Raw genomic sequence first — 26,548 nt, 5'->3', positions numbered from 1 at the left:
TGGTTTCTCTGAGAGTTGACAGCAATGGTAGTTATCGCTCGATGGGTGCCTCCCAGAGTAAGATGCCGGTCGAGCTGACAATGAGGACGACACCGGCCACAGCAAGCGCGAACAATGGGGAGACGACGTCGGAGATGACACCACTCCCAAGCTGGAACGGAACGACAGCGAGTCCGCTAACCATCGCCATGGCACTGAGTACGGTCGCACGTCCCATCGTCTTGATGTGGTCGTTGATATACTGGCCAGCAAACGACCGTGTCACGTCGGAGAGCCCGCGGATCAGCAGGAACGTCGGAAGCGCGAGCACCGGAACAAAATACATTCCCACCAATGCACCGCCGACGACGAAGGGCAGCCACAGAAACCACGTCCGAAGTCCCAGACGGTCACGAATCGCTCCGGTATAGTAGCTTAGACCGGCGCCAAAGAGACTGTAGGCCGCGTAGAACCACCCGAGCAGTGATCTCACCTGTGACTGAGAGACACCGAAGTCGATGACGATTGTCTCGAAGATCGGTTGAAGAAACACGAAAACGAGGTATGTCACTGCTGCGTAGAGGACGTAGTAATACAGCACGAACGCCCGTATGTTGCGCTCTGAGATCGTTCGCCGAATAATCGAGAGTGTGCGACGAAAGCTCAACGCCGTGGTGTCGGTTCGTTCGTAGGTCGCGGGCTCGTCTATCGTCAGGAGAACGAACACGCCGATTGCTGTCACTCCCGAAGCGACGAACCACGGATACGACAGGTCAATGCTGCCAAGATAGCCCCCGATTATTGCTGCCCCAGCGCCGATTGCCAGGGCGACGGATTCGCCGCGTCCCCGGACGTGCGCAAACTGGTCTTCGGAGAGGTCGTCAGTGAGCGTATCGTACAACCAGGCATCCTCGCTTCCCGACCGGAAGTTGTAGCCCATCGACCAGCAGACGTACAGCCCTGCGAGCGCCCAGAACGAACTGGAAAGTCCGATGCCAAGCAGTGTGAGCGAAATGAGTACCGTTCCGGTCAGGAGGCTGTTGCGCCGGCCCACACGGTCACCGATGTAGCCCGTCGGAATCTCACCAAGCAGCGTCGTCAGATTGTATATCGCTTCGAGGACGGCGATTTGCGTGAAATTGAGTCCCTGTGCGAGAAAAAAGAGATACATAATTGGGCGATAAAACTCGACGGCTTTGGTCGATTTGTAGAAATAATACTTCAGCACGCTCGCCGGTGGTAGATCAGAAGAACGCCAGAATCGAACAGCCATACTGAGAATGGATACCGCGCAGAAATGATTGTTGTGTTATGATTCAATCGTGATTTCGTAATAAGACTACAGCAAGTGGGCAGAGTTCGGAGTAAGCGACAGTTGGTCGGCCTTCTGAAGTACCGCAATGTGGATATCCTGGCGATAGGTCTACTGGCATAGAGTACTCCCGGCAGACTTCATTCCAAGCTGGTCGTCATCGGCAGTTTCCACGATACGGCGAGAAAGAGCGGCTACTACGGGTAAATCTCATTCGACGATAGACTCTGGCTGAAGTAATCTGTATTATTTGCAGATAATTCTAATAGTATATTCGAAATATACGCCCGGAACACTAACGGGCGAACATCTACTAGTAGGCTTGGTGGAAGTAGAATCAACGAGCGTTCGGCGACCGAGTGGTCCGAAGGACCCGGTAGGTCGCCGATTCACTCGCGCGAACGGACGTGAGCGCGAGGCCGACGAGCGACTAAGCGCCGAAAGGCGCGCTGGAGCGAGGAGTGCTTTTGGTCGAGCTTTTACCGAGCGAGCGACGCAGTCGCTCGCGCAGCGTAAAAGGTCGATGTACGCCCGGAACACTAACGGCCGGCCTCATCCCTGGCTGCGTGCCGCGTCGGCCGGGAAACCCTCGTGTCGGGCGGTCCGTCTTTCGGGCGCGGACAGTCCGCGGATGTCGCACACCCGGGTTCGCCGCCGATTCATCGCTCCCGTGACGGGAGAACTCGGGCGGGGACTAAGGGTGCGCAGTCGGACTAACGAGACCGACGCCCAAGGCCGTTCCGACTCGCCACCGAGAGCGACTACAGCGTGTACTCGGATTCGGTGAATTGTACGTACTTGCCGTTTCGGAACGAGAACTTCGTGCGCTTGTAACTGGTGACGAGGCGGGCGGCACCGAAGCCCGCCCGGACGTTGCTCGTGTCGAACAGGCCGTACCCGTCGCTGTTCTCCATCAGTTTCCGGGCGGTCGAGAACGCCCAGTCCCAGTCGTCGGGGTCGTAGTCGTGGACGACGTCCGCCATCGCGACGTTTCTGAGCACCTCGTCGCCGATGGCGTCCTTCCAGCGGTCGTTGTACGGCGAGAGGTCACCGGACGCGGCCAGTTCGCCCGCGATCGCGCCCGTCCGAACGGCCGTGTGGTCGCCGCCCTCGTGGAACGCCGACGTCGCGCCCATCGCGCCGCCCACGACGGCGATGCCCGCGGCGGTGGGGGAATCGATCGGCCGCGTCGACGAGATGGCGTACGTCTCGGTCCCGCCGGACTTCCCGCGCTCCTCGACCAGCGGGAAGTCCGCCTCGATGTCGTACTCGTCGCCGTACTCCATCTCCAGCAGCCGTCGAATGTACTCCTTCCCCTGCGGGATCCGTTCGTCGTCGGGGCGGAGAAGCGGGTATGCGTCCCGGTTCTCGACGTCGTCGATGTCCATCCCGATGGGCATCGTCAGCCCGATCCGGGCCACGTTGTCGTCGTTCGGGAAGATCCACGGATAGGCGGTGTGACCGGGCATATGTCCCCACCAGAACTTGATCGCGCCGGCGACCTCCTCGAAGACCTCCTCGGGCAGGCGACGGTGTTCCTGGTAGGCGATGTGGTTCGTCTCCCGCGTCGAGAGGCGTTCGGTGACGTCGAAGGGGAGGTAGTCGTCGAGGACGCCGGACGTGACCTGCCGTTGCGGACCGTCCGCCAGGATCAGGAAGTCGGTACCGACGGTTTCGCCGTCCGCGAGTTCGAGTCGATGCCGCGGTCCGTCCGTCGCCGCCAGGTCCGTCTCGACGCCGCGGACCGACGTGCCGACGCGGTAGGCCGCCCCCGCCTCTTCGGCCCGGTCGCGCAGGAAGTCGTCGAAGCGAGCCCGCTGCATACAGAAGCCGAACTCGTCGTACGACGATTCGATGCCCGTCGAGCGCATCGTTAGCGACTCCGTCGGGCCGATGAACTCCGCCCTGTCCAACTCGCCGAGCACGACGTCCTCGGGCATCTCGTCGGGGTGGATCCCCATAATGTCCACCCAGTAGTCGAGGATTCCCGCGGCGTCCGTCGAATCCGGGCCCAGTCGATCCGGCCGATCAGCCCGCGGGACGCCCTTTTCGAGGACGACCGCCGACGCGCCGGCCGACGCGGCGGCGTGTCCGGCGGACGACCCCGCGGGGCCGCCGCCGACGATGGCTACGTCGAATCGCTCCATATGGCTACAGCGACCCCGACCCGGTATTATACTGTCGCCTGTGGATCGACGTCGACACCCGCAGGCGACACCCGGGTCGCCGACGGGCTCTCGGAGACCGTCCCTGGTCGCCGGCACCCTCCCGAAAACCTATCCGGATCGCGGGAGTGGTAGCTGGCGGTATGCGAGTCCTCTTCATCGACATCGACTCACTCCGGGCGGACCACGTCGGCGGCTACGGCTACGCGGGGCCGACCACCCCGAACATCGACGAACTCCTCGACGACGCCGTCGCGTTCGAGCGCGGGTACGTCGCGAACTCCCCGTGTATGCCGTCGCGGGCGGCCCTGACCTCCGGTCGGTTCGGGATCGCCAACGGCGTCGAGACTCACGGTCAGCAGTCTCAGCGGATCGACCGCCCCGAGAACCGCACCGACTGGGCCGGATCGTGGACCGAGAATCAACCGGGGCGACCCTGGTGGACGCTGCCGGAACTGTTCTTCCAGAACAGAATCCCGACCATCGGCGTCTCGTCGTTCCCGCGGCACCCCGCGCCGTGGTTCTACCACGTCTGGCACACGTTCAGACAGCCCCAGGAGCCCGACGAGGAGATGACCGTCGAGTGGGGCCACGTCTCGTTTCAGACGCCGCGGGCCGAGACGGTCACCGACACCGCGATCGAGGAACTCGAATCCGTCGACGGCGACTCGTTCTTCCTGTACGCCCAGTACTGGGACCCGCACGCGCCGTACAACCGCTCCGAGGACGAGATCGAGCGGTTCCGCGACACCCCGCTGCCGCCGCACCCGACCGAGGAGCAACTCGCGGAACACCGCGAGTGGGACACGCTCCGCGGCGCGTCCCAGGAGGGTATCGAGACGCGCGGTGATCTCAACGAGATGATCTCCGCGTACGACGCCGAGATCCGCTACACTGACCACCACGTCGGCCGACTCATCGAATATCTCAAATCCACCGGCCAGTACGACGAGACGCTGATCATCCTCTCGGGCGATCACGGCGAGGAGTTCGGCGAGCACGGCCTCTACCGCGAGCACTGGAGCACCCACGACGGCACCCAGCGCGTCCCGATGATCGTCAAGCCGCCGGCCGACACGCCGATCGAACAAGGGACTCGCGAGCACCTGATCACGAACGTCGACTTCGCGCCGACAATCGCGGACTACCTCGGCGAGTCGCCGCCGGCGCGTTGGCAGGGCGCGTCGCTGCGCCCGATCGTCGAATCGTCGGACGCGGCGGGGCGCGACGCCATCGTGTTCGATCACGGTCTCTACACCGCCCAGCGAGCGATCCGGACGCCCGACTGGAAGCTCGTCCGGACGTACCACCCCGGGATGTGGGACGGCGTCCTTCCCGAGTATCAGCTCTACGAGATGAACGACGATCCCTGGGAACAGAACGACCTGGCGGCGGACCGTCCGGACCTCGTCGACTCGCTCGAAGAGGAGCTGATCCTCTGGGCGGAGCGCCACCGGACGGGCAGCGTCGACCCCCTCCGGCGCGTCGCCGAGCGCGGGCCGTCCGGATACAACTCGTTCAAAGACGGTTTCGAGGGCGTGTAGCCGGGTGGCGCGACCCGACGGTCTGCTAATCGGGGCATCGGGCCTCGGCTGATACGTGTCTCTCCCCCGGCGTTCTGACCCGACGCGTTCAGATCACGACGAGGTACCGATTCTCCTCAATGTGCTCCACCCCGTCCCGTGCGCCGAGATCGGGAACGGCGTCGGCGTCCGGTGGCGCTCGGTCGTCGTCGGACGACACCGCTCCGAGCAACTCCGAACTGCTGAGCTTTCGCACGCACGGGCGGCAGAGCCGTTTCCCCTGGCGGGTTTCCGGTGCGTTCGAGTCTCCGCACAGCGTACAGCCGTCCGCGCTCCCCTCGCCGACCGCGGCTGAAACACTCATACCGTCCCTGTCGACCCGCCTCTAGGTAACAGTTACCACTCGAATCCTCGCTCGCACGATGAACCCACTGGCGAAGCCGAGTTACCTGTTCGCCGAATCGAGAACGAATCTGCGTCCTCCTCGGCGTGGTTACAGGACCGGCAGTTCCAGAAAACGTTTCACACCGCTCCCCGATGTGGGCGGTGATGCCCTCCCTGACCCGCCGCCGAGCCCTCCTCACGGCCGCATCCGGGATCGCCGCACTCGCCGGGTGCTCCAGCGAGGCTGACCTCCCGATGATCGACCGCCGGAGCGATCGGAACAGGATCGAGGACTACGAAGCGCGCCGCGTCCGCAACGAGGACGGAGCCGTCTTGTTCGCCCAAGGAGCGGAGTTGCCGACGCCCAGCGACGAGGGGCGCGGTCGGTACGCCCGTCACGGTCGAAGCGTCGTCGTCGCCGAGGGGGGTCTCGCCGAACTCACCTTCGGCGACGTGCAAGAGGCCGAGGGACTCCGTTCGTTCGTCACGGAGACGGACTTCGACTCGTCGTCGGTGTACCTCCTCTCGATGCCCGTCGAGGCCTGTTACGAGATCCGCCTCCGATCGGCGACCGTCGAGTGGGACGAGCTGAAACGCGACGACCTCCACCCGCACGCCGACTTCTGCCGAACGCACCGCCCTGCCGACGTCGAATGTAGCGTCGAGGAAACCCACACCGTCGGATTCGCGATTCGGCTGCCCGTCGCCGCCGAGCAGTCCTCGGGGATGGGTCGCGGGATGTCGAGTTCCTGCCGGCCCTCTCCCCGCGGGGAGTACTTTAACGCGACGGTGACGCCCGCTGGCGGGGGTGGCGGCGAATGAGGTCGCGTCGCGACGTGCTCGCCGGACTCGGAGCCGTCGGCGTCTCCGGACTGGCCGGGTGTGCGGCCCTGCCGTTCGGAAACGACCAGTCAGACGACGCGGACGTGTCGCTGTCGACTGACGATATCGGGTCGCTCGCGTGGCCCGAATCCCCGTTCCCGATCGCAGTTCCCACGGACCCGGTGAACGCGCACCGCGAGCGGTCCCGTGAGTTGCTCGCGGCGGTCCCGTCCGAGCCGTCCGTGCCGAACGGGGCCGTCGCCGAGGAGGTCCGATCGAATCGCGAATCTGCCGCGGACCGTCTCGACGACGAACCGGGCGAGTCCTGGCCGACCGAGGAACTCTCGGTATGGCGCGAGCGGCGGAAGGAGGCCGCGTGCGTTCTGGGAACGTACCGCGCCGCGACGGGCGACGGCGACGCGGGGGCGGTCATTGAACGGCGGCAAGGAGTGCGCGACGAGCTCGGGTCGTTCGCCGCCGGCCACGAGTACCGCGCGTCGTCGTCGTTGGAGGCGGTGCTCGCGCACGCACCGATAGAAGGCCTGCTGGGGGACTGTCGCCGACGCGTCCGCCCTGCCCCGGCGTATCCGTCCGATCCGGTCGCCCGTCCGTTCCAAGCCGGGGACGCCGTCGGCCGCGTCGAACTCGCCCGTGCGACGCTCGCCGACGCCCGTCGACTGCGGGACGCGTACCTGAGCGAGCGCTCCGAGACGGCCCCGCAGTGGACAGCGCTGATCGACGCGTCGAGACGCCTCGAATACGCGGCTTCTCGCACACGCTCGGCCGTTAGCGACTTCCTCGACCGCGAGGAACCACCGTTCCGCGCCGACCTCGAGGGAACGGCGGGCCGGTGGTTGTTCAGACGGGCCAGCGGATACGTCGAGGCGAAGACCGAGGAGGCGCGGGAGCATCGAGACGACGGCCAGTTCGCGGCCGCCGTCATCGACGCTGGGCAGATCCTGGCTGGCATCGAAGCGCTCCGAGCGACGATACACGGAATCCGTGACGGCGCATATCAGGGTGAACTGACGGCCGCGTCCGTCTCGGGAACCGCGGACCGGGCGCGGGAAGCGATCACCGCCATCGGGGAGGGCGAACATCCGCGAATGGCCGCACAGATCGTTCGACCGACCCTCGGGACCTTCGAGTACGTCACCGAGCTCATCGAGGACCACTACGCCGACCCCCCACGCGTCGAAGGCGACTTCGCCTGGGTCGAGCTCTACGCGCGCGCCGTTCCCGCCGCGGCCGCGTTCGTCGTCGAACGGCTCGAATAGCTACTCCGTCGGTCTCCGGTTCGGAGCCATCGGGCGACGTGTCCCGATGCTGCTGTTAGTCGATGTCGCACACGCACCGAGGTCGATCTCTGGTTCCGTGTCGGTCAGACTGAACTGGTCCGTCGGACGGGAACCGCGACTTCGTTGGTCCGGAGGAACGGCGGGACCCACGGCCCCTCGTAACGCAGCAGCACCGGTGCACCGACGATTTCAAACGACGTGTCGGCCGCGGCGAGTTGCGAGCGCAACTCCCGCGTCTTCCGTTCGACACGGCTGTCGGTGGCCCACCACGAGAAGCCGATGACGGCGAGCGTGCGACCCGGCTGCTCGACGAGACGCACCGAATCAGCAGTCGGCCGAGGTGCCGAGTCGTAATCGTGCGCTCCCGGCAGGTAGAAGGCCATCCGGACACCTTCGCCAGTTGTCTCTGACTCCACGGGTGCGGTCATCGCTACAGATTCGGAGTCGGCCGGGGCCGTCATCGAGGCTGATTCGCCGGCGTCGCTCTCGACAGGGGCGGTCATCGACACCTCTGTCGCGCTTCTGTTCTCACCGGAGATGTATCTGAATAGACGCCGAAAGGCGGCGTTCTCACTGGGGGCAGTGGTCTCGACGATGACTGTTGGAGGGTACCGACGGATCTCGATGTCGCCGATCCTGGAGACTGTTTCGTACTCGACTCGTGGCGTCGTCCGGTCTTGGCGGTATCTGCGACTGGCGGCCCCGATTCCGAGAAGCGCCACGAGACCGAGGGCGACCGTTTTCCGTTGCACCATAGACGACCTACGCTGTTCACGAAGATGAAAGCACGCCCACCGCTTCCTTCGAGAGTTCCGACGACCTACTACAGACTCGGAGCGTCTTTTAGATCTGCTTGACCAATACTACCGCATCGACAGCGAACCGTCCCTCGGACGAGAACGGTCTCAGAGAAAGAATCATCCCTCCCCGCTGTCAGGCCCGTGTATGCCCACGGATCGGCTCCGCAGCATCGTCCCGATGTTCGGCGGGGGGACACGCTACGTCGACACCCTCGATGCGATTTTGAACTTCGTCCAGGCACACCAGCCGACGACGGACGAACTCGTCGGCTGGCACCGCGGGAGTTTCGCGAACGTCTCCAGCCGCGACTCGATTATGCGGCGCGTCAGCTACCTCCAGCAGGTCGGATTCCTCCGGGAGACCATCGACCACTGGGAACTCGGCGACGCCGGCGTCGAGTACGTCCAGCAGGGCGATACCGCGACGCTGCTCCGGATTATGTGTGACCGAAACGTCGGCCTGCGGAGCCTCCTCTATGCGCTCTCAGCAGGACCGATGACGCTCGCCGAGATCTCCGCGCAGCAGTTGCAGACGCATCCCGAGTTGGGCTGGAACCCCGAGCGGACTGATATGGCCCGCCAGCGGGTGAACTGGCTCCAGAGTATGGGGCTAATCGAGAAGCGAGGCGACGAATACGCGCTGACTGACGCGGGTCGCGCCTTCGTCGACGACGCCGTCTCAGATTGGGCCGATTCGGACTGGACGCCGGAGATCGACGACGCGCTGACGGCCGCGACGTACGAGACGACTGCGTACACCCGCGCCGTCGATCCCGAGTTTCGCGCGACGGTGCTCTCGCAGTACGACCGCACCTGTCCGATTTCAGGCGTCGATCATCCGGGCCTGATCGACGTGGCGCACGTCCTCCCGTGGAGTGACTATCCGGATCACCGTGCTGATCTGGAGAACGTTCTGCCGTTGAGTAAGACCCACCACGCAGCCTTCGATCGGGGGCTATTCACTTTTGATCGGGACTACCGACTGCGGGTGAACCCCGAGTTCGAGACTCAGAGTGATCTTCTCAACGGAACGATCCTCGATCAGGCTAGCGAGCGTGTGCCTCGCGTCGCCGAGCGTATTGATCCCGGATACATCAGCCAGCACAACGCGTCGCTAGAGTGGGTGTAGACTGGTTTGACCGAAGCGTGGGTTTTTGATTTTGACATCGCATCACCACAGTATGAAACGCCGTCAGTACCTCGCCACCGTAGCGAGCCTACTACCTCTCGCGGGCTGTACCGGAGGGCCGGGAGATCCAATAACGATGCTCGTGGTCAATCAAGACGATGGTACTCATACAGTGACGGTCTGGGCTGTCCAGCGGGAGAAACTGGCCGTGGCAAACACAGTTGAGGTAGCGACCGAGGGGACCGCTCAACTCGGTCAGATGCCCTGGAAGAGCGGTCAGTATCGAATCACGGTTCAAATGGACGGCGATGTCGTATTCGCCAGGGAGTTCCGGTCCGAGGAATGGTTCAATCAGCTGGACGTTTTCATCGACAGCGATGGAGCAGTCGAGTTGAACCGAGGGCGTGCAGCGTGAGCCCTCGGTAGATGGCTGTGAGATGTCCGCCGATTCTCCCGAGGGTGTACTGAACGTGACAGTTGGCCGGGGTCACCTTCTTCAGCATCAACTCGAACGACGCCCGCTCATTCCCTGCAGATACGCGCTGGTGGAAGTCGTTGAGGTCGCCGCGCCGTCTTTCCTCGGCGCTGCGAAGAGTTCTCTCACTCTCTGTGGGACGAACCCAATTCGATTCCGTAGGGGGCATCTGGGGCCGCTGGAAACCCATCGTACGGCTCCGTTCCCTCGTGACAGCAATTCCACGCACGCATCTCTGCGACGAATCGAAAGACCTCCTCGTCGATCGGAATGTGCTTTTCTCCGTTGTCGAATGTCGTTATCGGCACGTCGAACTCCGAGTGATCCGTCTCGTGGACCGTCGAACAGGTCTTACACATCGCCTGCCAGCCGCGGCCGACGAGCACACCGTCGTCGAACGTTTTGAGCTCTTTCGAGTTCTGGACGATGTCGCGGAAATGGTAATCCACCATTCATTTTAGGGCGTTGTGTGTTCGGAATCTTATGTCTGTGGTGTCAGCTAGTGGGTGCGCTCTACTCTCCGGTCGGTGACCGAACCGATGAGTGTTGACTGGGTTCGTTCTCAGCGCATTCTGTTTTAGAGGCACTGTTGAAACCCTCACCACCAGATAGGAACTGCGTGCTGAATACAGGAGATGTGTTCAGCACGGCCTCAACAAAGTATCAATGGATGCGGGTTTCAACCGGTCAGTAGAATCTATCTGAACAGGGCCGAGCAACGAGAGAACTGCTGAACGCCCTCAGTTCACCGCCTTCGATAACTCGGCTCCCGCTTTGAACTTCACCTCGTTCGATGCGTTCGCGGCATTCACGAGGTGGAGCACGGGAGCATCCAGCGCAAGGTGCGTGATGAATGGCTCCCCATCTGTTTCTGACGTTCGACCCGGTTTCTTTCGTACGACGGGGTCGTTCCCCTGCTTTCCACCGTCCGTGAGGACGCCCTTCTCCACCAACTCACCCACAGTGCCGGTATCGAGCCGCGCCCCCCGCCAAGCACGCTCACCAGACACCGACCGCTTCACCACGTCACCGAATCCATCCCCATCAGCGTCGGTCGAGTAATCGAAGCAACACTCGATACCAACCACCTGCGTCGGTCCGGCCATCGACAACACCGTCGAAGCTGTCTCGTACAGCGCTGCGTCGTCGATGACCCACCCACCCGAGTAGATGAGCTGTCCGTCACTCTCTCCACGACCAACATAGAACAGTGCCGAGACTGGGTGTGGGCACCCCGGCGGCTGAACCTGCACCTGTGCGACGGTCACATCCTGAATCCGCCCCTGTTGCGTCAGCTGCGTCGGCGGAGACGTTGAGCGAGCCCCCCACGACCGTAAGTTCGCGGGTTCGTATGCCTCACCGTCAGCCGGGCAGACCAGTACCGACGGACCACTCTCTGACGTAGGCCCTGTAGTCATCACCACCAGCGTTCCGTCACTCGCTCGAACCCCTTCAAGCGACCCCCCACTCGTCACTGGCCCTGTGACCTCGGCCACAAAGTGCGGTGAAGATCCACAGACCGCCCCCGGGTAATTCCCCGGGTCTTCATCGTCGCAATCACCCCCTCCGTCGGCAGCCGCATTGATACGCCCGCCCCACGAATGGTCCGTACCTCCCCCGTGGCCCGTGAGGTAATCTATGATTCGCTTCGGCGTCACGCCAGCTCTGAGACTACCGTTTCCACCGGGCACCTCTGCATCAGGCAGACACACCGTGACTCGCTCAGCAACGACCGCGTCCCCGTCGAGATACCGATAGAGTGCAGCCTGTTCGCCTGCGCTGTACGCCCCCGCCGGGTCGAACGTCGCTGGCGGGAGGAGGTAATCCCCAACGAGGATATCATTGTCATCTCCACCTCTGAGGCCAAACGCAGCCCATTCCTCGTTTTCGATGTATCCTTTCGCTCGTGCGAGGTCGGCTTCTCTGTCAGCAACGTTTCCCAGGGCCACGACACAGGACTCACTGGAACACCGCTGCAACGCCGCTCGAAGCTCCGCGAGCGCCGTGTCCATATCACCCATCGCGGCAGATACTTGTTTATCCAGTTTTGGATTTCGACCTGTTCGAGCGCTGCGTTTCGATATCGCTGCCCAGGCCGCCGCAGTCGCCTCTTTCAATCGGCTATCTAACCGAGATACGACTCGGAACGTCTCGTCGTCCTCCTCGAGGTCGTCGTCGACGATTTCTGGCGGCCGAGCGGTAGACCGGTTGCTCCGCGTGTTATTGTAGTTCGCCGGTGCCGCAGCAGTCCCGTCGTCCACGCCATCGGCATCAGCGTCATCGTCGGCCGACCGCGTTGAAGGCTTGTTACTCCGCGACGAGTTGTAGTCTGACGTCATAACAGACGCGGCAGTGACCCATCCCTCCAGTTCAACCTCGCCAGAGACTCCGCCCAGATCGGCGGAAAACGTCGGCGTCAATCGAACGACTCGGGGCACCGTCAGCGCAGCACGGCCTCCACCACCCCCCGCAAACACAGCCGCAGGCGATGCCCCCGTATTCGTTACCGCCGAGGCCACTCTACCCAGACATCCACTGAGCCCACTGAACGCAACGATACCGCTTACCGCGAGGAGCTTTCGTCGACTGATAGGAGCACGTGACGTCCCGGATGCGTGACTGTCTCGTTTTCGTGAATGCATAATCGAAGAGTAAAGGGCATCCGTTATCATAAGCTTTCTTATATTTATGATGTTGCGACAAACCGATCGATGACCGATACGAACTCTGTATTCAGCACGACCGCAACAAACGATCAGCGACTGAGGATTTCACCAGAGCCGATACTCGCTGTCTCTGCACTACGATCGACGACGCGGATTCGCAGGACGGGTCGAGCCGGTAGATTCGGCCCGCGAGACGATACGGGGAAAGTAGTCGAAATACGGGAATAGTTTTGTTTGTACGAGACGACCCGCGTGTGTGACGTCGAAGGCCGACAAGCGAGGCCCGATCTACCTCCCCAAGGAGATCCGGGAGAAACACGGCCGGAAATACCGCATCGTCGAACTCCCCTCGCACGTCGCGTTGTTCCCCGTCGCCGAGGACCCTCTCGCCGCGATCGAGGAGGCGGTCGGCGACGCCCTGGCGGGCAAAGACGTCGACGAGCTCAAAGCCGAAGCGCGCTCGAAAGCGGCCCGCGAGGTCGCCGCCGAACGCGACGAGGAAGAGGCCTGACGCGGGACGTACGTCGAGAGCGATTTTCTGTTTGCCCTCGCGAAGCTCGAGGACTGATTGAAAGAGAACGCGACAGCCGCGCTCGAATCCGAGCGTCGTCGCCCCGACCGCAGTGAGGAACACGAGCGACTGCAGCCGTTCGTCGGCCTGCGAGACTCAGTCTCCAGGTAGTTCAATCAAGACACCAACACCTCCGCTGAACCGCCGTCGAGGGACTCCTCAGAAAGACTGCCATCTGGCTCGGCGATCAGATTCCAACAGTTCTCGTACCATAGGAGTGGTGAGAGGCGCTCAGTTCCGAAATGAAGTCCCCAAAACAAAAATACGCGACTTTGTATGTTTGACGCGTGCCATTCAACCTCGCTGATAGGATCCGAGACGGCCTCGGGTTGTCGAACGGCACCGAGACATCGTTCACGGAGCTAGACCGGCCAGACGATGTGACAGTCGAGCGTGTCACGTCCGATCTCACGAACGCCGTAGCGAGCGGTGACCTCGCAGTCGAGAAGACCAGATTCGACGATGAGTCGGATCTTCTCGGAGCCATCGAACCAATCGTCCGGGATTACTGCAAGTACCACGGCTCGATCAACTCCTTGGCCCAAGTCCAAACGGCATGGGAGTCTGACACACACGACACAGACTCGGATACGACCGACGAGCTGGATATCGACGAGGCTGTCGGGGTGATCGACCAACACACTCCAAAAATCGTGTCGGTACTGGACGGCTTCGGAGAGACTGAGCCGTTGTCCTGGACAACCAACTACGTCAACCAATATCCCTATTTCGGCTGCCTCGTCGAATACGTATTTGCGTATGACGAGCTCGAAGATCAGGGATATCTCGAGTGATCGGGTTTCTGGTTCAAAAGCCACCAGTTCGTTAGGCTCCTCCATCGAGACCGACAGACAATCTACCCCGTCTCCGAGACTCACTCTCCCACCGTCAGTAACCAGTGGTTGCTGTCCAGATTCTCCTACATCTGAATTTGGACTTGGCCGGTGATTCACTTGATTTATCAAACAGAGTATCTGGGTGACAATGTGGGTTGATGAGCAGTCAGAACGACTGTTTACCTGGGAGTGTGCCACTGACACAACCACCGCAGCGGGAACTCCTTCCCACACCTCCCTTTGATAAAACGACCACTCGGTGCTATCTACACACTGAGCGGTAGCTCCTCCGAGTCTCGCATCTTCGTTTTCAGACATTTTCTTCGCCCTCCTCGCTGTCGCACAGTCCGCAGTCGCTCGCTCCGTACGGCAGTCGCCCGCCGATCGCCTCGCAGGGCTCTCAGGCATCAGGCCCACCACCACGGTTTACACGGCGCGTCGTTCAGGTGGATGTTCCCGTAAACCGCACACGTGATGATCTTCCCACTCGGTGCCTCAGCGTCGCTCTCGTCGGATTGTGTCGTTGCTATCGTTCAGATCTCCGGATTCGTGTCGCTGTCTTCCCGCCAGTACTCCACCACGTGCGACGGATTCGACCGCTCGTGCTCCCACCGTCGCGTCCGGCCCGGTTCGGCCAGGATTGTCGCCGACTCCTCGCAGTTGCACCAGTAGCAGGAGATCACGCGCCGGGCGTCGGTGTCGCGCTCGAACGGTGTCTCGTCGCTCGCTTCGCGAAGATCGACGTTCGGTGCCGCCCCGACCACGCGTTGCGATCGACTCATCGGTGTTCACCTCGCTCCGAGAGCCCGAAATCTGCCGGTCCGTGTGCCTCGACAAGATGCCGTGCCAGCGGGTCGTTCAGCGCGTCCCGCCACTCGCGCAGCCACTGCTCGCCGCACGCCGGACAACAGAGGAATTTCAACCGCTGGGCGTCGTTCACCGGGTTCTGCGTCGCAACGTCGACGAGGTAGCCACTCTTCGAGTCTGACACGACTGCATCACGCCACTCCTCAGTGTCTGCTTCGATACCCCCACCGAACTCCGACAGCGCGTTCTGGGTGCTCATCGTGAGCCCTCCAGCAGCGCATCGCGGGCGTTTTTCACTTCCGCCACCGAGTGCTCGCCGTTGCCTCCGTGATCGGCGTGAGCGTCCTTGACGTGTTCTCTGAACGCGCCTTTCACCGTCGCCTCCGGTGCGTCCGGAGTACCCCCGAGTACTTCGTGTGGTTCCTGTGCGGTTTCGCCGGTCGCGACGATCGCCTCCTCGTCGTCTCCCGGCGGCAACCGCGCCGTCGCGAACTCGTCTTGGCCGGTTTTCACCGGTCGATTCGACATCTTCCGCTTCTCTTCGACGTAGAGGCCGATCGTGCGGATGTTGTCTCGGACGTCGTAGCGGTCAGACGCGACGGCGAACTGCTCACCGAGTTCGCCTCACGTTGTGCCGCGAAATCGAGCGCCGTCACGCGGACACACCTCCGTTTCTTACAGCTATATCTGCTGTTATCGGATGATGTTGTGGAAAAATACAATGGGACCGCTGAGAGTCGAACTCAGGTCCTACCGACCCCATCGGCAGAGGATACCACTACCCCACGGTCCCGTTGTGCATTCGATCGGAGGCGAGTGGAACCGTTAAGTCCTTCGTTTCCTCGTGCGGGGGGTGACTCGTTCTCACGGAGGCGGACAGTCGGGCCCGACGCCCGCACAGTCGTCAGACGAGAACGCGTTCGAGCGCGACGGCCTCGCCCGATTCCGCGGTCGGATCGCCGACCAGCCGACCGAGACAGACGGCCGAGTCGTCGGGCGTGAAACAGGCGACGAGGGCGTCTTCGTCGGCGTCGGCGACACCTTCGTCGGCGTCGACGACGCCGGGGGCGTACACCGGTGCGCCCTCGGCGACCTGTTCGGCCGCGGAGAACGCGACGGTGAGTCGCGGCAGGTGTCGTAAGGCCCGCTCCGCGGGCGCGACGACCTCGCGGAGCGGGCCTTCGTCGCCCTCCTCGGCGAAGACGAGCGCGTCCGTGAAGTCCGCCGTCGAGACCAGGTCCCTGTCGTCGAACGGGTCGGTCGCGGTCCGTCGAAGGTCACCCATATGCGCGCCGGTCCCCGCGGCGAGGCCGATGTCGTGACAGAGCTTCCGGATGTACGTCCCGCTCTCACAACGGATTCGCAGGAGGGCCTGTCGCTCGCTGACCTCCAGGAGTTCGAGGTCGTGGATCTCTCGGGTACGGAGCCGACGCGCGACGGCGCTCTTTCGCGGGGGCTTCTGGTAGATTTCGCCCTCGAACTCCGCGAGCACGGCGTCGAGGTCCGCGGGTGCGGGCCCGTGGAGTTCCAAGACCGCGACGTACTCTTTCGTGCCTTCGAGAAAGACCTGTGCGAGACGGGTCGCGTCGCCGAGCAGGATCGGGAGACAGCCAGTCACCTTCGGATCGAGCGTCCCCGCGTGGGCGGCGCGGTCGACGCCCGCCCGGTCCCGCGCCCACGCCGACACCTGGTGGGCCGACGGCCCCGGCGGCTTGTCCAGGTTGACGACGCCGAACGATAGCAGGTCGTCGACCGACCGCTCCTCGGGCGAATCACGGAGTGTCGGCATCCTCAGACACCGCCCCCGGGCGTCGACGTCCGAAGTCTGTGCCGTGTCGACGAGACTCCCACCATCTCAGAAGTCGTAGCTGACGCCCTCGACGGGGTACTTGCCCTCGTCGGCCGCCGGATCGTACGCTTCGACCGCGGCGGTCAGGATGTCCGGGACGTCCGCCTCGCTCCAGCGGGCGGTGTTCAGGACCACGTCGTAAATCGAGAGGTCGGAAATGTCGATGTTGTAGTATTCCTGGTACCGGAGGGCCTCGCTCTCTTCGCGAGCGCGGGTCTCTTCGAGCGCGGTCTCGGCGGACTTGTCCTCGCGCTCGGCGATCCGTTCGGCCCGCACCCCGATCGGCGCGTCCAGCCACAGGCGGAGGTCGGCGGCGTCGCCGGCGAGCCAGCCGGCCAGTCTGGATTCTAAGAGGACGTCGTCGCGTTCGAGGGCGACGTTCCGGAGCCGGCGGTCCAGGTCGCGGTCGATCTGGTCGTCTTCTTCGGCGAGTCTGTTGAATTCGACGGCAGACATCCCGCGCTCGTCGGCGAGTTCGCGGAAGATGTCCCCGCCGCTGACGTGTTCGAGGCCGAACGCGTCCGCGAGCGCATTCACGGTCGTACTTTTGCCGGCCCCGGGCGGGCCAGAGACGGTCAACAACATACTCTCCCTGCGGGAAGGCGAGTAAAAGAGGTTGTCTTTGCGCCCCGTCGGTGAGCGAGAACGGCCCACCGGGTCGTCGTTGGATCTTGAGCCGCGTCCCCGATCAGCTCGTCGTCGGCGAGATGTCGATGTTCAGGCTCTTGCGGATGATCTGCGTGAAGCCCATCGAGCAGAGGAAGTACCAGACGATCCACGCCTGGATGGGCCCGATGACCGAGTCGGTCCACCCGACTTGGCCGCGGAGCGGGAGCACCAGCGGATCCAGCGGGACGTGCGCGGTCGCGTTCTGACCGACGCCGATCGCCCAGTACATCCACAGGAACACCGGAATTGTGAGGAACATAATCCACACCATCGGCCGGAACTGCTCTTTGAACATCCCCAGCTGATCGCCCATCGCGTCCATCTGCTCCTCCTGGATCGCGTCGAGGGCGTCGTCGTCGCCCGCCTCTTTGGCTTCCTTGCGGCGCTCCTGGATGTCCTTCATCCGCTCCTGGTAGGCGGACATCTTGTCCATATTCATCAGGTTCGCCTGAAGCAGCGTCGAGTACAGCCCCGTCGCCAGCGCGAGGATCATCACGACGGCGTAGAAGGGAAGCATCTCACCGAGCGGCCCGAGCGCGACGTCCATCGTGTTCCCGATGAGGTCGCGGAGCGGCTTCCACGAGTAGCCGACGAAGAGGCCGACGGTGACGAGCGCGGCGCCCTTGTCGTAGGTCGACCACGAGGACTCGTCGTCGTCCGGGACCTCGGTGACGCTCTCCGACGTCGACCCGCCGGTCGTACTCGACGCGGGTTCGAGACCCGCCCGCGTCGCCTCGGCGTCGGCCACGCGGAATCCCTCCTCGCCCTCGACGAGTACTTCCTTTTCGATGAGGCGACCCCACTGGCCGGACGTGATGTCGCCTTTCACGTCGAGCCATTTGACCTCGGTCTCGCCGTCGTCGGTCCGGTCGAGGACCGTCTCGACGGCCTCACGCATCCCGTCGTCGGAGACGAGGGTGCGAACCTTCGATTCGATTCGTGGCATCTACTCCCAGATAGCCCCCCATCGGTTATGAACCTTTTACTCTCCGTGCGTGAGGGTATGGCGCCCGGAACGGCGCCGGAAGAACGGTTCGTCCTCTACGATCCGAGACCCCGCGCGTCGGTAGCGTCCCGGTGCTGTACTGGTCCGCGACGGGTTCCGACTCTGCGACGCCTTACTGCTCGACGACGTCCGCGATCGCCTCGAACACTTCGTCCGGCGTGCCTTCGCCGTCGACTTCCACGAGGACGCCCGCCTCGCGATAATGTTCGACGACGGGCGCGGTGTTCTCCTCGTAGACGCGGAGCCGCTCGCGGACGGTCTCCTCGGTGTCGTCGTCGCGCTGGACGAGGTCGGCGCCGCACTCGTCGCAGACGCCCGACTCTTCGGGCGGTTCGAACTCGACGTGGTAACTCGCACCGCAGTCGGGGCAGACGCGACGCCCCGTCAGTCTGTCGACCAGTTCGTCGTTGTCCACGGAGAGGTAGACGACGGCGTCGAGATCGGTCATCTCCGAGAGTTCCTCGGCCTGTTCGAGGTTTCGCGGGTAGCCGTCGAGGACGTAGCCGTCGGCGCTGGAGAGCGCCTCGTCGACGATGGCGTTGACGACCTCGTCGGGGACGAGTTCGCCGGCGTCCATATACTCGCCCGGCGTGTCGTACTCCGTGTCCATCTCGCTGATGTCCATTCCCTTGTTGGCGCGGAGCGCGTCGCCCGTCGTCACGTGGTCGAGGCCGAACTCGTCGGCGAGTCGTTTCGACTGCGTTCCCTTCCCGGCACCCGGCGGGCCCAGAAGCAGGATGTGCTTGCCCATATCGCACCAGTCTGTGTCCGCCCGTATAACGTTGAAGAAACGCGCCCGCCGGTCGGGGCGCCATTGTATGCCGTCCGGAAACGTCCGGTCGACCCCGTCCGGGTGTCGTTCGTCGTCCAGAGCCGTTCGTCGCCCGAAACCGTTCGTCGTCATCGATCCCACCACTGCCTCGTCGACCGGCGGCTTTTCACGGGCGCGGGCAGATACGGAGACTATGACCAGATTCGACGCCGCGGAGCCCCGAGAGCGACAGAAACTGTTCGCGGACGCCATCGCCGCCCACCGGACGCGGGCGAGCGCCTTTCTGACGCTCGAAGCCGAACACGACCCCGACATCGACTGCGAGGACTCGCCCGCGCCGTGGGTGCAGTTCGCCGAGAACACCTTCAACCTCGACGTCGACGACGACGAACTGGATCGACTGAACGACGTCGTCGAGGACTTCCCGGCGTTTCGGATCGATCAGTTGGAAGCTCCCGAAGCGGCCGAGGCGACGAACGTCCGGATCACGGCCCGCTCGGACGCCAATCGGCTGGCCGCGTTCGCCGATCGCGTGTTTCAGGACGTGTACGACCGCGAGGACGACTACCGCGCGTGGGTCGCGGCCGTCTGATCAGCCCGGTAGTCGTCCTCGCGGGGAGACTATGGTAGCCGAGTGACACCGTGTCCGCGCGGTCCCCGACAGTCGCGAGACCCGTTCAGAGCGGACAGGACGTGAATTCGATTGCCGCGTGCTGACGAACCGATATTATTGTACTATTTATTGTGACGAGGTGACAGCGAGCGGTGCGTTTCGCGGATCCGAGTGAGAACCACTATACCCGATGCCGTCATAGAAGCCCTGTATGACTGTCCGGAACGACGACCCGTCGAGATCGAATCTGCCCCCGTCCCGGGGACGGCTGGGATCTCAGCCGGCGTCAACGACGGCGACCAGCCCCGGCGAGGCGAACGGACCGCGCCGACGGCGTCGGATCATCGCCGTCAGTACCTCTCATCGATGAGCGAGGTCGAACCACTATTCGCCCGGCCGCTGCTCCCGGTCGCGAACGAGGAGGACGCCGATCGAACGGCGCGGTTGGCGTTTCCGCACGTCGCCGCGGCGGGCGGGCGCGCGACCGTCGTCCACGTGATCGAAAAGGCCGGCGGCGCGCCCGACAAGGCGCCGCTGGAACAGCGCGAGGAGATCGCCGAGTCGATCTTCGAGCGAGTGCGCTCGTCGGCCGAAGACGCCGGCGTCGACGTCGAGACGGAACTGCACTACGGGACCGACGTCGCCGACACGATCCTCAACGCCGCGGGCGCGGCCGACGCGACGGCGATCGTATTCACTCCCCGCGGCGGCAAGTCGTGGTGGGACTTCTTCAGCGGCGACACCCGCGACGCGCTCACCTCCGAGAGCGAGATACCGGTCGTGGTGTTCCCGACGCACGAGAGCGCTGATTCGTCGACCGTCGGCGACGACTCCGACAACCCGGACGATGAGTCCGACTCCGCAGGCGGTGACCGCGCGTGAGCGGAGCGTGCTCCTCCCCCCTCACGTCTCGTTCACACAGAGGTGACCGCGCGTGAGCGGAGAGGAGGAACTCGCGAAGGACCTCGGTCCCCTCGCCGCGCTCACGATCGGCGTCGGCACGATGATCGGCGCGGGGATCTTCGTCCTCCCCGGCGACGCCATCCTTCGATCCGGATCGTTCGCCTCTATCGCGTTCGTTCTCGGCGGCATCATCGCGATGTTCACGGCGCTGTCGGCCAGCGAACTCGGGACCGCGATGCCGCGGTCGGGTGGGGCGTACTACTACGTCAACCACGCGCTCGGACCCCTGCTCGGCTCTGTTGCCGGGTGGGCGAACTGGCTCGGCCTCGCGTTCGCCAGCGCGTTCTATATGGTCGGGTTCGGCCGGTACATCTCCCGGATCTTCGGGATCAGCGGCACCGTGGGTATCGGTCCAATCGGACTCGATATGGTGACTCTGGCCGCGCTCGTCGGCGGCGCGTTCTTCGTCTTCGTCAACTACGTCGGCGCGAAAGAGACCGGTCGGCTCCAGAACGTCATCGTCCTCCTCCTGATCGCCATCCTGGCCGCGTTCACGCTGCTTGGAACGTTCCAGGCGGACCTGTCGAACCTCCCCGCACCCAGCACGGTCGGTGAGACGCTCGGCACGACCGGGTTCATCTTCGTCTCGTACCTCGGGTTCGTGCAGATCACGAGCGTCGCCGAGGAGATCAAGGACCCCGGAAAGAACCTCCCGCGGGCGGTCATCGGGAGCGTCGTCCTCGTCACGGTGATCTACGCGCTGGTTCTCGTCGTGATGAGCGCGGCCGTCCCGCAGGGCTTCATCGCCGACCTCGTCACGGACATCGCACCGGGAGAGACCCAACCGATCGCGGTCGTGGAAGTCGGCCGCCAGGTACAGGGCGCGCTGATGGGCGGTGCGTTGTTGTTCGGCGGACTCCTCGCGACCGCCTCCAGTGCGAACGCCTCGATCCTCGCGTCCTCGCGGATCAACTTCGCGATGGGCCGGGATCGGATCGTCACGCCCTCGCTCAACGAGATCCACCCCCGGTTCGGGACCCCCTACCGGTCGATCGCCATCACCGGCGGGCTCATTCTGCTGTTCATCTTGGTAGGCGACATCGCGTTGCTTTCGGGGGCCGCCTCGGGACTACACCTCATCATCTACGGGCTGCTCAACATCGCGCTCATCGCGATGCGGTATATCGCTCCTGAAGACTACCAACCGGACTTCACGGTGCCGCTGTTCCCCCTGTTGCCGATCCTCGGAACCGTGCTATCGTTCGCGCTGTTGGCGTACGTCGAACCCAACGCTCGGCTGCTGTCGTTCGGTATCTCCGCTGCGGCCGTCGTCTGGTACCTCGTCTACGCCCGCAGCAGGACCACGAAACAGGGGATCCTCGGGAAGTACATCCTCCACCGCTCCGAGCAGATGCCCGACGCGGCCGTCTCGGCTGCCACCTCGGTTCAGCCTGACGGCGGCGACTACCGCGTCATGGTCCCGCTCGCGAACCCCGAGCACGAGACCGATCTCATCACGCTCGCCAGCGCCGTCGCCAAGCAGCGAAACGGCACGCTCGTCGCCGTGCACATCGAGAAAGTCCCCGATCAGACGGCGCTCGAATCGGCTCGCGAGAAACTGGACCTCTCGGCGTCGCACGACCTCCTCGATCAGGCCCGCGAAGACGCCGAGACGTTCGACGTGCCGATCGAGACGCACACCGTGCTCTCACACCAGAGCTTCGAGGGCATCTTCGACGCCGCGAAGACCTACGACGCCGATCTGACGGTGATGGGCTGGGGTCCCGGCTCCCACGGTTCGCCGGGGCGCGCCGAGAGCGCGATCGACGAACTCGCCGCGTCGCTGCCGTGTGACTTCCTGGTGTTGAAGGACCGCGGCTTCGATCCATCGGAGATCCTGCTGCCGACCGCGGGCGGTCCGGACTCGGAACTCTCGGCGGCCATCGCGAGCGCACTCGGGGGCGAATACGACGCTGAGGTGTCGCTACTCCACGTCTCGGACGACGAGGCGGCGGGCAGAGAGTTCCTCGAGGAGTGGGCGGCCGAGAACGGCCTGCCGGACGCGAATCTGATCGTCGAATCCGGCGACGTCGAGGAAGCGATCGAACGGCACGCCGCCGACGCGTCGATGCTCGTCATCGGCGCGACGGAACGCGGCCTCCTCTCGCGACTCGCCCGCGGGACGCTCGTCCTCGACGTCCTCAACGAGGTCGAGTGTTCGGTGCTACTCGCCGAGAAGAAACGGAAACGGTCGCTGTGGGAGCGGCTGTTCGGCGGGAGACACTGAGTTAAAAAAGACTAAACCGACTACTCAGGCTTCGTTCGCGTCGACGAACTGCTCGGCGCCCTCGTAGAACCAGTATCCGTTCTCGCGCATCGCGCGACCGACCGCCTTGTGAAACGCGACGAAGTCCTCGAACTCCGCGGGTTCGACGTGCTCGAAGATCTCCTCGAGGGCGACGACGCGCTCGTAATCCAGCCGCACGGGGTGGTCGCCGTACTCCGCGACGAACGCGTCGCGGTCGAGCGGGAAGTCCTCCTCCTCGTCGACCTTCTTGGCGATCACCGCGTGGCCGTACTTGCGTCTGCCCTCGGAGCCCTCCTCGCCGTCGGGGTCGTGTGGCCAGTCCATACCCGCGTGTAGTGGAGCCACGGCAAAGCCGTTACGCATCTCTCGGCGAGGGTGTCATAGAAGTCCTCCCACACCAATCAGGAATCGCTCAATTCAGCCAGACGCAGAATCACATAACCTGATAGTCATAGTACTGTTTTTATAGAAAGTTATTCTAGAGTAACATATGGACGGTTTCCGATTCTATCTGCCCCTTATCCTTATTGTGTTAGCAACCTCGGTTGGAGTACTGACCTCAGTCTACGCCGCACATTATCTCAACAAGTATGAGCGAACGAAACAAGCGATGGCATTTACCGTGTTGGCCGCAGCTATAACTATCTGGACATTTTTTGCGCTGCTACAATTAACTGCGACCACCTTCGCTCACTCCTATTGGGCGTACAAAATGCTCCATTTCGGGTCCTTTACCACTGCACCCGCGGTCCTCTTCTACGGACTCTCGATGGGGGACGCACGCAGATGGGTGCATTGGAAGACTGCCTCTGTCGTCGTAGTGTTGTTATCGCCAGTGTTCGTCTTCTTGTTCACCGAACCTGTCCCCGTTCTCTTTGAGGACCCCCATCTTATCTCGTTTGGTGCGTTTTCGGTCATCCAACACGGGAATAGTACGCTCTATGTTTCGTACCTATCCGCGTTTTATATTATTGCGACAGTCGGGCTCTCTTACATCGTCTACCAGACCTGGACAGACCGGAGTCTCGGTTCGAGTCAGACTGCGATTCTTGTCTCCGCAATCTTTGCTCCGATGCTGTTGTCCGTTGCCCAGACGTTCTCACTCCTTCCGTTCGAGACTCCAGGAACGATTTTGACACCTACTTCGTTCTCCGTGGGTATGGCAGGGGTTGGCTACGCAGCGTTCCGCTACGAGATTTTTGACACGAAGGCGTTAGCCCGCTCTCGGACAGTCGAAAATATGAGCGAGGGGTATCTGCTTGTTGACACTGACGGGGAAATCATCGACGCCAATCAGAGTGCTCGTTCTTTGCTTGACGTTGAGACCCCACTTACTGATATGCAGTTTTCGGATCTGGTATCCACAAGGGATGAGCAGGTGCTGAGGGAAGCAGAGACCACACAGTCGTTCGAGACACATATCGAGACGGAAACCGAAACACGGACCCTCGAAATCTCTTCTTCTCATTTCACTACCGAGACTGGACAGACAATCGGGACGTTATTCGTGATACGGGATATTACCACACGTAAAGAGGCACAAAAGCAGTTAGAAGAACAACGCAACAACCTCGATCTCCTGAACCAGGTTCTGCGGCACGATATCCGGAACGATCTGCAGTTAGTGACTGGGTATAGCAATATCCTAACAGACCACGTTGACGAAGAAGGGACTGAGCATCTCAACACGGTACGGGAGAGCGCGAACCACTCAGTTGAACTGACCAAAACAGCACGCGATATGGCCGATGTGATGCTCGCACGCGAGAACTCGCAACAACAGCACCAAGTCAACCTTCGCAACACGCTCACCCGAGAACTCGACAAGATCGAAGCTGAGTATCCGGACGCACACGTGATGGTTGAGGGGGAGCTGCCATCAGTGCAGATCCAGGCCAACCGGATGTTAGACTCGGTGTTCCGGAATCTCCTGTCGAATGCTGTTCAGCATAATGATAAAGACGTTCCCGAAGTATCGGTCTCAGCGACATCCCACGACGACCGAGTTACCGTCCGTATTGCAGATAACGGCCCTGGGGTGCCTGACGGCCAAAAAGAGGAAATATTTGGGAAGGGTGAGAAAGGGCTCGACAGTTCCGGGACAGGTCTTGGTCTCTATCTCGTCCAGCACTTGGTCACTCACTATGGCGGTGAAGTCTGGATCGAAGATAACGATCCTGAAGGCGCTGTTTTTGCTGTCGAATTACCGCTGGCTGAAAACTCATAACAGACTGATTCGCTCGCATATACTCAATACGCAGGCAGACTCTAACGGCTGATTCAGGTACGAGACCGTGAAATGAACGCTGTGACAAGAGTTCCCAGACACCCTACTCTCTCGGCAGGTACTGTTTAGTTAGGAGCGAAGTCGTCGAGGATGGTGCAGAGAAGACCTTGGAAGCCCCCGCGCTCTCGACTCGATGGGCTCGCTGTGGTCCGCTGACTCCGTCCTGCGGTCCTTGCGTCGCCCGTCTTCACCGTCACGTCGCTTCGCTCGTGACGAGCCCCCGGTCGCCCGGCTCGCGGGAGTTCGTGACAATATGCGGTGGGACTGGGATTTGAACCGAAGCCAGACGTGCTCGCTCGTCCCTCACTGCGCGCGACTGGCAGGGCTCAAATCCCAGCGTCTCCGAAATCGCCACTCACGAGTGGCGAGCACACGAGGTGCTCGCGGGAGTTCGTGACAATATGCGGTGGGACTGGGATTTGAACCCAGGAATCCGTGAGGATACCTGCTTTCAAGGCAGGCGCAATAGGCCGCTCTGCCATCCCACCGCGCCCGGTAGTTTCCGACCCGGCATCTAAGACTTGTCGGTCGCTTCCGACGCGACTATCCGATCACTCCCGAACGAGGGTCAGTCCGTCGTCCGACCCGTCGTCCGCCACGACCGTCAGCCCGTAGTCGACGACGAACTCCGCCGTCCGCTCGGGGACGACGCGCCCGGCCTGCCAGCGCGCGCGGATCGTCGAGACGAGCGTCGCGAGGTCCGCGCCCGTCCGGACCGTCGGCTGCATCTCCAGGAACCCGACGTCGCGGTTGGCGTCGTTCGCGCGGTCGACGAGCGTCTCCATCTCGGGCCGCGAAAAGGCACCCTCGAAGTCGATCGGTGCCGTGAACCCGGCGTAGTAGACGCGGCCGTCGGTCGAGGGACCGAGGACGACGTCGTTCGTGCGGAGTTTCATCGCCGCGGAATCGATCGTCGAACGGAGCACGAAGGGCGCGTCGCCACGGAGCACCGCGGCGGACTGGACGCCCTCCTCGTCGAGGAGGTGCGTCACCGTGTTGCCGGCGCGCGCGGAGAACGTGGATCCGACCTGGACCTCGAACCGCGCCGCGCCCGGGTCTTCGAGGGCGTCCGCGGCGATCGATTTGAGCGCCTCCGCCGACGGCTCGTCGGGGTCGACGGCGGCGTCGGGGAGGAGGTCGTCCGGCCGGTAGTTCACGAGCAGGTCGCCCCCGGAACGCTCGACGGCGCGGAGCGTGTCCCGAAGCATCGCCGCCGAGAGCTCGGCGGCTTCCTCTTCGGAGAGGAGACTGGTTTCCGCGAGTCGCGGCGGCGTGAGTCCGGGGCGCGGCGGATCGGCCAAGACGGCGACGACGGTCATACCCGTTCTCGGCCGCCGTCGGTCTTGAACCCGACGTTTCTGACCCCGACGAGTC

At 63.0% G+C, this 26,548-nt stretch carries 26 protein-coding genes and 2 tRNA genes; 11 read left to right on the top strand and 17 right to left on the bottom strand.

Annotation, left to right across the window (positions count from 1 at the left end):
• Positions 1–31: 31 nt before the first annotated feature.
• A complete protein-coding gene (locus NO360_RS01540; protein WP_256307068.1) occupies positions 32–1,150 on the bottom strand; it encodes an MFS transporter in 1,119 nt (372 codons plus the stop codon).
• Between the two features lie 902 nt (positions 1,151–2,052).
• Entirely contained in the window at positions 2,053–3,438 is a 1,386-nt protein-coding gene (locus tag NO360_RS01535) for an NAD(P)/FAD-dependent oxidoreductase (RefSeq protein WP_256305612.1), read from the bottom strand.
• 161 nt (positions 3,439–3,599) lie between these two features.
• Between NO360_RS01535 and NO360_RS01530 the strand changes: the two genes are divergently transcribed.
• Entirely contained in the window at positions 3,600–5,000 is a 1,401-nt protein-coding gene (locus tag NO360_RS01530) for a sulfatase family protein (protein ID WP_256305611.1), read from the top strand.
• 88 nt (positions 5,001–5,088) lie between these two features.
• Here NO360_RS01530 and NO360_RS01525 read toward each other — a convergent pair whose 3' ends face one another.
• Entirely contained in the window at positions 5,089–5,343 is a 255-nt protein-coding gene (locus NO360_RS01525) for a hypothetical protein (protein ID WP_256305610.1), read from the bottom strand.
• Between the two features lie 185 nt (positions 5,344–5,528).
• Between NO360_RS01525 and NO360_RS01520 the strand changes: the two genes are divergently transcribed.
• Together NO360_RS01520 and NO360_RS01515 are read left to right on the top strand one after the other, a co-directional pair.
• Positions 5,529–6,185, top strand: coding sequence for a hypothetical protein (locus NO360_RS01520; RefSeq protein WP_256305609.1), 657 nt, complete (start codon positions 5,529–5,531; stop codon positions 6,183–6,185).
• A complete protein-coding gene (locus NO360_RS01515; protein WP_256305608.1) occupies positions 6,182–7,462 on the top strand; it encodes a hypothetical protein in 1,281 nt (426 codons plus the stop codon). The genes NO360_RS01520 and NO360_RS01515 overlap by 4 nt, the downstream gene beginning before the upstream one ends.
• A 104-nt stretch (positions 7,463–7,566) precedes the next feature.
• Here NO360_RS01515 and NO360_RS01510 read toward each other — a convergent pair whose 3' ends face one another.
• On the bottom strand, positions 7,567–8,238 hold the full coding sequence (locus tag NO360_RS01510; protein WP_256305607.1) for an SOUL family heme-binding protein: 672 nt from the start codon (positions 8,236–8,238) through the stop codon (positions 7,567–7,569).
• A 190-nt stretch (positions 8,239–8,428) separates the two neighbouring features.
• On the opposite strand from NO360_RS01510, the gene NO360_RS01505 reads away from it, so the two are divergent.
• Both NO360_RS01505 and NO360_RS01500 read left to right on the top strand, forming a co-directional pair.
• Complete coding sequence (locus NO360_RS01505) at positions 8,429–9,412, top strand: HNH endonuclease (RefSeq protein WP_256305606.1); 984 nt, start codon at positions 8,429–8,431, stop codon at positions 9,410–9,412.
• 52 nt (positions 9,413–9,464) lie between these two features.
• On the top strand, positions 9,465–9,827 hold the full coding sequence (locus NO360_RS01500) for an Ig-like domain-containing protein (RefSeq protein WP_256305605.1): 363 nt from the start codon (positions 9,465–9,467) through the stop codon (positions 9,825–9,827).
• A 185-nt stretch (positions 9,828–10,012) separates the two neighbouring features.
• Here NO360_RS01500 and NO360_RS01495 read toward each other — a convergent pair whose 3' ends face one another.
• Together NO360_RS01495 and NO360_RS01490 are read right to left on the bottom strand one after the other, a co-directional pair.
• Positions 10,013–10,339, bottom strand: coding sequence for a hypothetical protein (locus NO360_RS01495; protein WP_256305604.1), 327 nt, complete (start codon positions 10,337–10,339; stop codon positions 10,013–10,015).
• A 288-nt stretch (positions 10,340–10,627) separates the two neighbouring features.
• On the bottom strand, positions 10,628–12,226 hold the full coding sequence (locus NO360_RS01490; RefSeq protein ID WP_256305603.1) for a hypothetical protein: 1,599 nt from the start codon (positions 12,224–12,226) through the stop codon (positions 10,628–10,630).
• 583 nt (positions 12,227–12,809) lie between these two features.
• Between NO360_RS01490 and NO360_RS01485 the strand changes: the two genes are divergently transcribed.
• Both NO360_RS01485 and NO360_RS01480 read left to right on the top strand, forming a co-directional pair.
• A complete protein-coding gene (locus NO360_RS01485; protein WP_256305602.1) occupies positions 12,810–13,064 on the top strand; it encodes an AbrB/MazE/SpoVT family DNA-binding domain-containing protein in 255 nt (84 codons plus the stop codon).
• Positions 13,065–13,411: 347 nt separating this feature from the next.
• On the top strand, positions 13,412–13,918 hold the full coding sequence (locus tag NO360_RS01480; protein WP_256305601.1) for a hypothetical protein: 507 nt from the start codon (positions 13,412–13,414) through the stop codon (positions 13,916–13,918).
• 575 nt (positions 13,919–14,493) lie between these two features.
• On the opposite strand, the gene NO360_RS01475 is transcribed toward NO360_RS01480, so the two are convergent.
• The 8 genes from NO360_RS01475 to NO360_RS01440 all read right to left on the bottom strand — a co-directional run bounded on the left by NO360_RS01475 (position 14,494) and on the right by NO360_RS01440 (position 19,042).
• A complete protein-coding gene (locus NO360_RS01475; protein WP_256305600.1) occupies positions 14,494–14,742 on the bottom strand; it encodes a hypothetical protein in 249 nt (82 codons plus the stop codon).
• Positions 14,739–15,026, bottom strand: coding sequence for a hypothetical protein (locus NO360_RS01470; protein WP_256305599.1), 288 nt, complete (start codon positions 15,024–15,026; stop codon positions 14,739–14,741). Before NO360_RS01470 ends, NO360_RS01475 begins: the two co-directional genes overlap by 4 nt.
• Entirely contained in the window at positions 15,023–15,295 is a 273-nt protein-coding gene (locus NO360_RS01465; protein WP_256305598.1) for a hypothetical protein, read from the bottom strand. Before NO360_RS01465 ends, NO360_RS01470 begins: the two co-directional genes overlap by 4 nt.
• A 194-nt stretch (positions 15,296–15,489) precedes the next feature.
• Positions 15,490–15,560: transfer RNA gene (locus tag NO360_RS01460), tRNA-Pro, on the bottom strand.
• A gap of 111 nt (positions 15,561–15,671) precedes the next feature.
• Complete coding sequence (locus tag NO360_RS01455; RefSeq protein ID WP_256305597.1) at positions 15,672–16,556, bottom strand: RNA-guided pseudouridylation complex pseudouridine synthase subunit Cbf5; 885 nt, start codon at positions 16,554–16,556, stop codon at positions 15,672–15,674.
• A 66-nt stretch (positions 16,557–16,622) separates the two neighbouring features.
• Positions 16,623–17,201: a (d)CMP kinase gene (gene cmk, locus NO360_RS01450; RefSeq protein ID WP_256305596.1), complete on the bottom strand. Its 579-nt coding sequence runs from the start codon at positions 17,199–17,201 to the stop codon at positions 16,623–16,625.
• A 103-nt stretch (positions 17,202–17,304) separates the two neighbouring features.
• Positions 17,305–18,231 carry a DUF106 domain-containing protein gene (locus NO360_RS01445; RefSeq protein ID WP_256305595.1) on the bottom strand — a complete coding sequence of 309 codons (927 nt, stop codon included), beginning with the start codon at positions 18,229–18,231 and terminating at the stop codon, positions 17,305–17,307.
• Between the two features lie 172 nt (positions 18,232–18,403).
• On the bottom strand, positions 18,404–19,042 hold the full coding sequence (locus NO360_RS01440; RefSeq protein ID WP_256305594.1) for an adenylate kinase: 639 nt from the start codon (positions 19,040–19,042) through the stop codon (positions 18,404–18,406).
• A 214-nt stretch (positions 19,043–19,256) separates the two neighbouring features.
• Here NO360_RS01440 and NO360_RS01435 point away from each other — a divergent pair, with 214 nt between their 5' ends.
• The 3 genes from NO360_RS01435 to NO360_RS01425 all read left to right on the top strand — a co-directional run bounded on the left by NO360_RS01435 (position 19,257) and on the right by NO360_RS01425 (position 22,866).
• Positions 19,257–19,655, top strand: coding sequence for a DUF7975 family protein (locus NO360_RS01435; protein WP_256305593.1), 399 nt, complete (start codon positions 19,257–19,259; stop codon positions 19,653–19,655).
• A 387-nt stretch (positions 19,656–20,042) separates the two neighbouring features.
• Positions 20,043–20,558 carry a universal stress protein gene (locus NO360_RS01430; protein WP_256305592.1) on the top strand — a complete coding sequence of 172 codons (516 nt, stop codon included), beginning with the start codon at positions 20,043–20,045 and terminating at the stop codon, positions 20,556–20,558.
• A gap of 52 nt (positions 20,559–20,610) precedes the next feature.
• A complete protein-coding gene (locus NO360_RS01425) occupies positions 20,611–22,866 on the top strand; it encodes an amino acid permease (protein ID WP_256305591.1) in 2,256 nt (751 codons plus the stop codon).
• A gap of 24 nt (positions 22,867–22,890) precedes the next feature.
• Here the strand turns inward: NO360_RS01425 and NO360_RS01420 are convergent, their stop codons facing one another.
• Entirely contained in the window at positions 22,891–23,211 is a 321-nt protein-coding gene (locus tag NO360_RS01420) for a DUF5785 family protein (protein WP_256305590.1), read from the bottom strand.
• A 166-nt stretch (positions 23,212–23,377) separates the two neighbouring features.
• On the opposite strand from NO360_RS01420, the gene NO360_RS01415 reads away from it, so the two are divergent.
• Positions 23,378–25,114 (top strand): sensor histidine kinase, encoded by a 1,737-nt coding sequence (locus NO360_RS01415; RefSeq protein WP_256305589.1) that lies wholly within the window; start codon positions 23,378–23,380, stop codon positions 25,112–25,114.
• Between the two features lie 464 nt (positions 25,115–25,578).
• On the opposite strand, the gene NO360_RS01410 is transcribed toward NO360_RS01415, so the two are convergent.
• Positions 25,579–25,662 (bottom strand) — tRNA-Ser (locus NO360_RS01410).
• A gap of 63 nt (positions 25,663–25,725) precedes the next feature.
• Complete coding sequence (locus NO360_RS01405) at positions 25,726–26,493, bottom strand: DUF2064 domain-containing protein (RefSeq protein WP_256305588.1); 768 nt, start codon at positions 26,491–26,493, stop codon at positions 25,726–25,728.
• Positions 26,494–26,548: the final 55 nt, after the last annotated feature.

Source organism: Halobellus litoreus, from assembly GCF_024464595.1.
Lineage (GTDB): Archaea > Halobacteriota > Halobacteria > Halobacteriales > Haloferacaceae > Haloquadratum > Haloquadratum litoreum.
Note: the sequence above shows the minus strand (reverse complement) of the source record. Positions and strands in the feature narration are given on the sequence as shown.

What these genes read in the sequence shown, in the direction of transcription:
- NO360_RS01540 (WP_256307068.1), bottom strand. Translation starts at nt 1,150, where the DNA reads ATGTATCTCTTTTTTCTCGCACAGGGACTCAATTTCACGCAAATCGCC.
- NO360_RS01535 (WP_256305612.1), bottom strand. Translation starts at nt 3,438, where the DNA reads ATGGAGCGATTCGACGTAGCCATCGTCGGCGGCGGCCCCGCGGGGTCG.
- NO360_RS01530 (WP_256305611.1), top strand. Translation starts at nt 3,600, where the DNA reads ATGCGAGTCCTCTTCATCGACATCGACTCACTCCGGGCGGACCACGTC.
- NO360_RS01525 (WP_256305610.1), bottom strand. Translation starts at nt 5,343, where the DNA reads ATGAGTGTTTCAGCCGCGGTCGGCGAGGGGAGCGCGGACGGCTGTACG.
- NO360_RS01520 (WP_256305609.1), top strand. Translation starts at nt 5,529, where the DNA reads ATGCCCTCCCTGACCCGCCGCCGAGCCCTCCTCACGGCCGCATCCGGG.
- NO360_RS01515 (WP_256305608.1), top strand. Translation starts at nt 6,182, where the DNA reads ATGAGGTCGCGTCGCGACGTGCTCGCCGGACTCGGAGCCGTCGGCGTC.
- NO360_RS01510 (WP_256305607.1), bottom strand. Translation starts at nt 8,238, where the DNA reads ATGGTGCAACGGAAAACGGTCGCCCTCGGTCTCGTGGCGCTTCTCGGA.
- NO360_RS01505 (WP_256305606.1), top strand. Translation starts at nt 8,429, where the DNA reads ATGCCCACGGATCGGCTCCGCAGCATCGTCCCGATGTTCGGCGGGGGG.
- NO360_RS01500 (WP_256305605.1), top strand. Translation starts at nt 9,465, where the DNA reads ATGAAACGCCGTCAGTACCTCGCCACCGTAGCGAGCCTACTACCTCTC.
- NO360_RS01495 (WP_256305604.1), bottom strand. Translation starts at nt 10,339, where the DNA reads ATGGTGGATTACCATTTCCGCGACATCGTCCAGAACTCGAAAGAGCTC.
- NO360_RS01490 (WP_256305603.1), bottom strand. Translation starts at nt 12,226, where the DNA reads ATGACGTCAGACTACAACTCGTCGCGGAGTAACAAGCCTTCAACGCGG.
- NO360_RS01475 (WP_256305600.1), bottom strand. Translation starts at nt 14,742, where the DNA reads ATGAGTCGATCGCAACGCGTGGTCGGGGCGGCACCGAACGTCGATCTT.
- NO360_RS01470 (WP_256305599.1), bottom strand. Translation starts at nt 15,026, where the DNA reads ATGAGCACCCAGAACGCGCTGTCGGAGTTCGGTGGGGGTATCGAAGCA.
- NO360_RS01465 (WP_256305598.1), bottom strand. Translation starts at nt 15,295, where the DNA reads ATGTCGAATCGACCGGTGAAAACCGGCCAAGACGAGTTCGCGACGGCG.
- NO360_RS01455 (WP_256305597.1), bottom strand. Translation starts at nt 16,556, where the DNA reads ATGCCGACACTCCGTGATTCGCCCGAGGAGCGGTCGGTCGACGACCTG.
- cmk (WP_256305596.1), bottom strand. Translation starts at nt 17,201, where the DNA reads ATGTTGTTGACCGTCTCTGGCCCGCCCGGGGCCGGCAAAAGTACGACC.
- NO360_RS01445 (WP_256305595.1), bottom strand. Translation starts at nt 18,231, where the DNA reads ATGCCACGAATCGAATCGAAGGTTCGCACCCTCGTCTCCGACGACGGG.
- NO360_RS01440 (WP_256305594.1), bottom strand. Translation starts at nt 19,042, where the DNA reads ATGGGCAAGCACATCCTGCTTCTGGGCCCGCCGGGTGCCGGGAAGGGA.
- NO360_RS01435 (WP_256305593.1), top strand. Translation starts at nt 19,257, where the DNA reads ATGACCAGATTCGACGCCGCGGAGCCCCGAGAGCGACAGAAACTGTTC.
- NO360_RS01430 (WP_256305592.1), top strand. Translation starts at nt 20,043, where the DNA reads ATGAGCGAGGTCGAACCACTATTCGCCCGGCCGCTGCTCCCGGTCGCG.
- NO360_RS01420 (WP_256305590.1), bottom strand. Translation starts at nt 23,211, where the DNA reads ATGGACTGGCCACACGACCCCGACGGCGAGGAGGGCTCCGAGGGCAGA.
- NO360_RS01415 (WP_256305589.1), top strand. Translation starts at nt 23,378, where the DNA reads ATGGACGGTTTCCGATTCTATCTGCCCCTTATCCTTATTGTGTTAGCA.
- NO360_RS01405 (WP_256305588.1), bottom strand. Translation starts at nt 26,493, where the DNA reads ATGACCGTCGTCGCCGTCTTGGCCGATCCGCCGCGCCCCGGACTCACG.